The organism is Streptomyces sp. CoH27, from assembly GCF_020181035.1.
GTDB lineage: Bacteria > Actinomycetota > Actinomycetes > Streptomycetales > Streptomycetaceae > Streptomyces > Streptomyces camelliae.
Genome location: NZ_JAIQYY010000029.1, coordinates 13,926 through 21,643, shown reverse-complemented (window position 1 = coordinate 21,643; position 7,718 = coordinate 13,926). Strand labels below are relative to the sequence as shown.

2 protein-coding genes are annotated in these 7,718 nt (G+C 75.2%); both read left to right on the top strand.

The window, feature by feature from the left end:
• The first annotated feature begins 4 nt into the window (after nt 1-4).
• A complete protein-coding gene (locus tag LE548_RS36695) occupies nt 5-3,250 on the top strand; it encodes a non-ribosomal peptide synthetase (protein WP_225101367.1) in 3,246 nt (1,081 codons plus the stop codon).
• Nucleotides 3,247-7,683, top strand: a complete 4,437-nt coding sequence (locus LE548_RS36690; protein WP_225101366.1) for a non-ribosomal peptide synthetase — start codon at nt 3,247-3,249, stop codon at nt 7,681-7,683. Before LE548_RS36695 ends, LE548_RS36690 begins: the two co-directional genes overlap by 4 nt.
• Nucleotides 7,684-7,718 lie beyond the last annotated feature (35 nt).

Genomic DNA, 7,718 nt, shown 5'->3' with positions numbered 1-7,718 from the left:
GAGCATGTCCACCTCCCCCGACCCCACTGGGGTCCAGGTTCCGCTGAGCCGCGACCAGGAACGGACCTGGTTCGTGGACCAGATCAGCAGCCACCCCTCGGACTATCTGATCCCGCTCAGGCTGCGGCTGACCGGCCCGCTCGACGTGGCCGCGCTGCGCCGGGCGCTGACCGGGCTGGTGGCCCGCCACGAGGTGCTGCGCACCTGCGTCGTCGCCCGTGGTGAGACGCCCGCCGGGCTGGTCCGGCCGCCGGAGGACTTCGTGCTGCGCGAGGCCGACGCGGCCGGCACCGCCGTCCTCGACGCCCTGCTGGCGCAGGAGGCGACCGCGCCGATCGACCTCGCCACCGAACTGCCCCTGCGCGCCCTGCTGGTACGCAGCGCACCCGAGGACCACACCCTTGCCCTGACGGTTCATCATGTCGCGGCCGACGACTGGTCCCTGGCCGTGCTCTACGACGAACTCGCCGTGGACTACGCGGCGTTGGTGGCAGGAAAGCCGTCCCCGCTCGAAGCGCCCGTCGAGCAGTACCGTACGGTGGCCGCCGCGCTGGACGCCCGCGCCGACGCCGAGGCCGTACCGGCGGGCCTGGAGCACTGGCGGAAGGTCTTCGACGACTTCACCCCGTTCGAGATCCCGGGCGACCGGCCCCGCCCGCCCGTGCGCGCCGGGCGCGGCGCCGGACGTACCGCCTTCGTGCTGCCGCCCGCCGTGGCCGGCCGGCTCGGCGCGCTCGGCCGGTCCCACGGCGCGACCCCGCCGATGCTGCTCACCGCGGCCTGCCAGGCCGTCCTGTACCGCTACACCGGCCGGACCGACGTCACCACCGGCACCACCTACGCCCGCCGCGACGACCCCGCCACCGAGCGGCTGATCGGCGTCCTGATCAACATGCTGCCTCTGCGCGGCGACCTCGCCCCCAGGCTGACATTCCGTCAACTCCTTGAGCAGATCCGGGATGTGGCGCTGGACGCCTACGACCACGCGGAGGTCCCCTTCGACCGGCTGGTCGGCGAGCTCGCCCCCGAACGCGACCCGTCGCGCACGCCCCTCTTCCAGATCCTGGTCAACTTCCGCAGCGGCCGCCGCCGCGCTCCCGAGCTGCCCGGTCTTGAGGTGACCGAGCTGCCGATGCCGTACGAGGGCGCCAAGTACGACCTGTGCGTCAGCTTCGAGCAGGTGCCGGACGGGCTGTGGTGCGGGATCAACTGGGACACCGATCTGTACGACGAGAGCACGGTCGACCGGCTGGCCGACTGGCTGGAGCGGCTGCTGCGGCACGTCGCCGAGGACCCCGACCGTCGGATCGACGACATTCCGCTGCTCACCGAGGACGAACAGAGCGCGCTGCGGGCCCTGTCGCTCCGCCCGGCCACCGAGGTCCCGGACGCCTGCCTGCACGAGCTCGTCGCCGCGCAGGCCGCCCGCACCCCGCACGCTGTGGCCCTGGTCGACGAGGCCGGTGCGACCGTCACGTACGCCCGGCTGGAAGCGGCCGCGAACGCGGTGGCCCGGCAGCTGGCCGGGCACGGTGTCGGCCCGGACGTGCCGGTGGGCCTGCTGGTCGACCGGTCGGTCCGGATGGTCGTCGGCCTGCTGGGCATCCTCAAGGCGGGCGGCGCCTACCTGCCGATCGAGACCGGCACCCCCGCCGCCCGCGTCGCCACCCTGCTCGCCGACTCCCGGGCGCCGGTGTGCCTGGTCGAGACCCATCTGGTAGACACCGTCGCCGAGACCGGCGTCATCCCTCTGACGGTGGATCAGGACGCCACGGCCGAGCCGCTTCCGGCGCCGGCGCACCCCGACCAGCTGTGCGCGGTGTACTACACCTCCGGCTCCACCGGCCGTCCCAAGGGCGTGACCTGCACCCATCGCGGCTGGGTGAACCGCATGCAATGGATGCAGCGCCGGCACGGCCTCAAGGCCGGTGAGACCGTGCTGCACAAGACGACCCTGCCGTTCGACGACGCGGCGGTGGAGATCCTGTGGCCACTGATGACCGGCGGCACCGTCGCCCTGCTGCCGCCCGGCCTGCACCGCGACCCGCGCGCCATCGCCGACGCCGCTGTCCGCCACCGCGCGGTGCACGTGCAGTTCGTGCCCAGCGTCCTCGACCTCTTCCTGGAGGAGCTGACCGCCGAGGACGTCACCGCCCTGCGCGGGCACCTGCGCAGTGTGCTGTCCAGCGGCGAGGCGCTGCGTCCGGCCCTGGTGCGCCGCTTCCGCGAGGCGTTCGGCGAGGCGGTGAGCCTGGACAACACCTGGGGCGCCACGGAGGTGTCCATCGACTCCACCTACCGCGTCTGCGGTCCGGAGGACGCCGAGGGCACCGGCGCGGTCAGCCTCGGCCGGCCCATGGACAACAACGAGGTCCTCGTCCTCGACCACCGGCTGCAGCCGCTGCCGCCCGGTGTCCCCGGCGAACTGTGCATCGCCGGTACCGGCCTGGCCCGCGGCTACCTCGGTGACCCCGCCAAGACCGCCGCCGCCTTCATCCCGCACCCCTACCGGGCCGGCGAACGCCTCTACCGCACCGGCGACCGCGGGCGGATGCGCGCCGACGGCACCTTCGCGTATCTGGAGCGGCTGGACCGCCAGGTCAAGGTGCGCGGGGTGCGGGTCGAACTCGGCGAGGTGGAGGCCGCGTTGCGGGAGCATCCGGCGGTCGCCGACGCGGCGGTGGTGGCCCGCCGCGCCCCCTCCGGCGACCTGCGGCTGGCCGCGTACGTCGCCTTCGGGGGCGTCGCGGTCACGGTACGGCAGCTGCGCGAGCACCTGCTGGCCCGGCTGCCCGGATACGCCGTACCGTCGACCGTCACCGTCCTGCCCGCCCTGCCCCGCTCGGCCAGCGGCAAGCTCAGCCCGGCCGCGCTGCCCGAACCGGACCCGGCCGACTGGGACGACACGGACCACGTCGAGCCCCGCGACGAGACCGAACGGGTCATCGCCGGCATCTGGGCCGAGGCCCTCGGCGTGCCCCGGGTGGGTGTCCTGGACGACTTCTTCGCGCTCGGCGGTCACTCGCTGCTCGCCACCCGTGCCGTCAACCGGATGCGCCGCGCGTTCGACACCCACCTCCCGCTCAGCGTGATCTTCGAGTGCCCGACCGTCGCCGCCACGGCGGAGCGGATGCACGAGCTGATCCTCGCCGAGATCGAGGCCATGCCCGAGGAGGAGGCCCACCGCCTGCTCGCCGGGCCGGCCACCGCCCCCAGCACCGCGCACCCCGAGCGAGGTATCACGCGATGAAGGCACCCCTGCCCCTGCTGCACGAAGCGTTCCTGGCCCATGCGGCCCGCACCCCCGACGCACCGGCCCTCGTCCACGCCGACGGCACCGTCACCTACGCCGAACTGGAACGTCGCTCGGCCGAGTTGGCGCACCGGCTGCTGGGTGCCGGGATCGGCCGGGACGACCTGGTCGGCGTCTGTGTCCGCCGTGGTCCGGCGCTCGCGGTCGCCCTGCTCGCGGTGATGCGGGCCGGCGGCGCCTGGGTGCCGCTCGACCCCGCCTATCCCCAGGACCGGCTGGAGTACATGCTGCGCGACTCCGGCGCCGGGCTGGTGATCGCCGACGGCGCGTCGGCCGGGCGGCTGCCGTCCGGAACCCGCCTGCTCGACCCCGAGGCACCGGCGGAGGCCATTCCCTGCGGGGAACTCCCGCACCGGGGCCGCACCGATCTCGCCTACGTCATCTACACCTCCGGCTCCACCGGCCGCCCCAAGGGCGTGCTCGTCGAACACGGCACCGTCGCCGCCACGGTGGCCGGCATGCGCGACGAGTGGGGGGTCACCGCGGCCGACCGGGTCCTGCAGTTCGCGCCGTCCAGCTTCGACGCCTCCGTGTGCGAGACCGGCATCGCGCTGACGGCGGGCGCCGCCCTCGTCCTCGCCGGCCCGGACAGTGTCGTACCCGGACCCGGCCTGGTGCGGCTGCTGGCCGGCCGCGAGGTCAGCGTCGCCGTGCTGCCGCCCTCCGTGGCCGCCGCCCTGCCCGACGCCGAACTGCCCGCGCTGCGCACCCTGGTGTGCGCGGGAGAGGCGCTGCCCGCCGAGGTGGCCGCCCGCTGGGGCCGCGGCCGGCGGATGATCAACGCCTACGGGCCGACCGAGACCTCCATCTGCGCCACCTCCGGTGACGTCCTCGGCACCGGCACGCCCGACATCGGGCTGCCGATCCCCGGGGTGCGCCTGGCCCTGCTGGACGCCGACGGGCTGCCGGTGCCGGACGGCGAGGTCGGGGAGCTCGTCGTCGCCGGGGCCGGGGTGACCCGCGGCTACCACGGCCGTCCCGGCCTGACCGCCGAGCGGTTCGTCCCCGCCGAGGGCGGCGGGCGCGCCTACCGCACCGGCGACCTCGCCCGCCGGCTGCCCAACGGCCGCTACGCCTACGCCGGCCGCGCCGACCATCAGATCAAGGTCCGCGGCTTCCGTATCGAGCCCGGCGAGATCGCCGAGGTTCTGCGCGCCCATCCGGCGGTGACGGACGCGGTGGTCGTCCTGCGCGACGGGATCCTCGTCGGCTATGCCGCCGCCCCCGCCGGCACCGCCGTACCGGAGCTGCGCGACTGGTGTGCGCGGACGCTGCCCGCGCACATGGTGCCGTCCGCCGTCGTCGTCCTGCCGGCGCTGCCCCTCACCCCGAGCGGCAAGGTGGACCGCGAGGCGCTGCCCCGGCCCGACCGGGCCAGCGCGGGCCTGGACGCCGACCGTGCCGAGGCCGGGACGCCCACCGAGCGGGCGCTGGTCGGCTTCATGTCCGATCTGCTCGGCGGCGCCGCCGTCGGAGCCCGGGACGACTTCTTCCGGCTGGGCGGTCACTCCTTGCTGGTGGGCCGGCTCGCCGCCCGGATCCGCGACGAGCTCGGCGCCGAGGTGCCGCTGCCGGAGATCTACCGCAGCCCGACGGCCGAGGCGATCGGGGCGCTCGTGGACGGCACCGCCGTACCGGCCGACGACTCGGCCCCCGCACCGCCCCCGCTGCGGCCGGCCGACCGCACCCGGCCGCTGCCCCTGTCGTACCCCCAGGAACGCATCTGGTACCTGGAACAGCTCTCACCGCAGAACCCCGCCTACCGCGTCCAGGCCGCCCTGCACCTGACCGGAGAGCTGGACCTGGCCGCCCTGCGCGCGGCCCTGGGCGAACTGCTGCGCCGCCACGAGATCTTCCGCACCGCCTTCCGCGAGATCGACGGTGTGCCCGCGCAGGTTCCCGTGGCCATGGACGACATCGAGTTCGACGTGCCGCTGGTCGACCTGTCAGGTCTGCCGGAAAGCGAACGCGAGGCGGCCTGGCGGGAATTGACCGAGCGGGAGAAGGCCCGGCCGTTCTCCCTGGACAGGCCGCCGCTGGTGCGCTGGGTGGTGGCGCGCACGGCTCCCGACGCGCACCGGCTGCTGCACCTGGAGCACCATCTGGTGCACGACGGCTGGTCGTTCGCCGTGTTCGTCGACGAACTGACCACTCTGTACGAGGCGTTCGCCGACGCCCGTGAACTGCCGGACGAGCCGCGGTTCCAGTTCGCCGATCTCGCCGCCTGGCAGCGCGACTGGCTCGACGGGCCCGTGCTGCGGCGCTGCCTCGACCACTGGACCGACGCCCTGGCCGGCGCGCCCGCCGCGCTGGAGCTGCCCACCGACCGGCCCCGCCCGCCGGAGTTCACCTTCCGCGGCGACGTCGTACGGCTCGTCCTCACCCCCGAGGAGTACGCCGCCCTGCGCTCCCGGGCCCGGGAGCACGGTGTCACCCTGTACTCCGTCATGCTGACCGGGTTCACCGCCCTGCTGTCCCGGTACACCGGCCAGGACGACTTCGTGGTCGGTGTGGGCACCGCCAACCGGCGGCTGGCGGAGGCCGAGCGGCTGATCGGGATGATGGTGAACACCGTCCCGCTGCGCGCCCGCCTCGACGGCGACCCGACCTTCCGGCAGCTGCTCGACCGGGTGCACCGGACCGCCGTGACCGCCTACGCCTGGCAGGACGTGCCGCTCCAGCGGCTGGTCAAGGAGCTCGCGCCGGTCCGCGACCTGTCCCGCAACCCGCTGTTCTCCGCGATGTTCAGCTTCCACGACTCCGCCGTGCCCGACCTGGACTTCGGCGGGCTGCGCGGCGAGGTGGTCGTGGAGCACAACGGCTCCGCCAAGGCCGACCTCAACGTGGTGGTCATCCCGCGCGCCGAGCAGCGGGTGGGCCTCGCGCCGAGCGCCGAGGACGAGTCGATCACCATCCTGTGGGAGTACGCCACCGACCTGTTCGACGCGGCCACGATGCGGCGGATGACCAAGGCCTACCGCGACCTGCTGCGCGCGGCCCTGCGCGACCCCGACGTCCCGGTGTCACGGCTGCCGCTGACGGGCGCGGAGCCCGTCGAGCCCGTCACGGCCGGAATGCTGGGCCCCACCGTCCTGGACCTGGTGGAACGTCACATCGCCGCGCGCCCGGACGCCGTGGCGGTCCGGACGCCCACCGGATCCGTCGGCTACGGCGAACTCGGCGCCCGTGCCTACCGGTTGACGTCGGTCCTGGCCGCCAAGGGCGCCGGCCCCGAGCGGCCGGTGGCGCTGCGCCTGGCCCGGGGCGCCGACCTGGTGGCGGCGGTGCTCGCGGCAGCGCGGGCCGGGGTGCCGTGCCGGGTGCTGGGATCCGCGGATGAGGCGGGGCCGGACGAGATCGTGCTGACCGGCTCCGCACTGGGCGAGCGGGGCGCGGTCCGGGCGGACCGCGGCGGCCGCGGCGACGTCGTGGCCCTGACCGACGGCGGTGAGGTGACCTGCGCGGCCCTCTCCTGCGCACTCGGCGCGCTCGACTCGCTCGGGATGCGGGCGGACCGTGTGCTGCAGGCCGCCTCGCCGTCCGGACCACTGTTCCCGGTCGAGCTGTGGACCACCCTGGCGCGCGGCGGCACCCTCGTACTGCCGGACCGGCCCACGGACACGACCGCCGCGCTGGCCGCCCTGCTCGCCGGGCTCGACGAGCCGCTGTCCGCGCTGCTGCTGCCCGACGGCATGGCCAACGCCCTGCTGGCCCACCACCGTCCCGCGCTCGCCCACGGCACCGAGGCCCTGCTCGTCCTCGGGCCGGACGCGGACCCGGTGGCGCTGCGGGAGGCGGCCGGAGCGGTACGGACGGCCGTCGGGTTCGGCACGCCCGGTCTGCCCCTGGCCCTGTGCCGCGCGTACCGGGCCCCGGCCGAGGAGGATGCCGAGGTGCTGGTGGCGGTCGGTGCGCCGGCTCCCGGCGTCGTCGCCGCCGTCGTGGACGGGCACGGCCAGGTGCTGCCACCCGGCATCCCCGGCGAGCTGCGCCTCGCGCCCGCCGAGTCGGGACCGCCCCGGCCCACCGGATTCCGGGCCCGGCGCACTGCGGGCGGGGCGTACGAGGTGCTCGGGACGGCCGGTGCCTGGCCGACCGTGGCCGGCTTCCGGGTCGCGCCGTACGAGACCCGCGCCCGGCTGACCGCCCACGGCAAGATCGCCGAGGCGGCCGTGCTGCCCGCCGGCGGCGAACTGCACGCCTACCTCGTGCCGTCCGCCGGAGCCGGGGCGCCGGACACGGAGGAACTCGTGGAGTTCCTCGCCGAGCGGCTGCCCGATTACCAGATCCCGGCCCGGTTCATCACGCTGTCCGCGCTTCCCTTCGACCCGGCCGGGCACCCCGCCCCGCGCCTGCTCACCACCCCGTGACGGCCCCACCGGCTCCGCGCCGCATCACCCCTGAG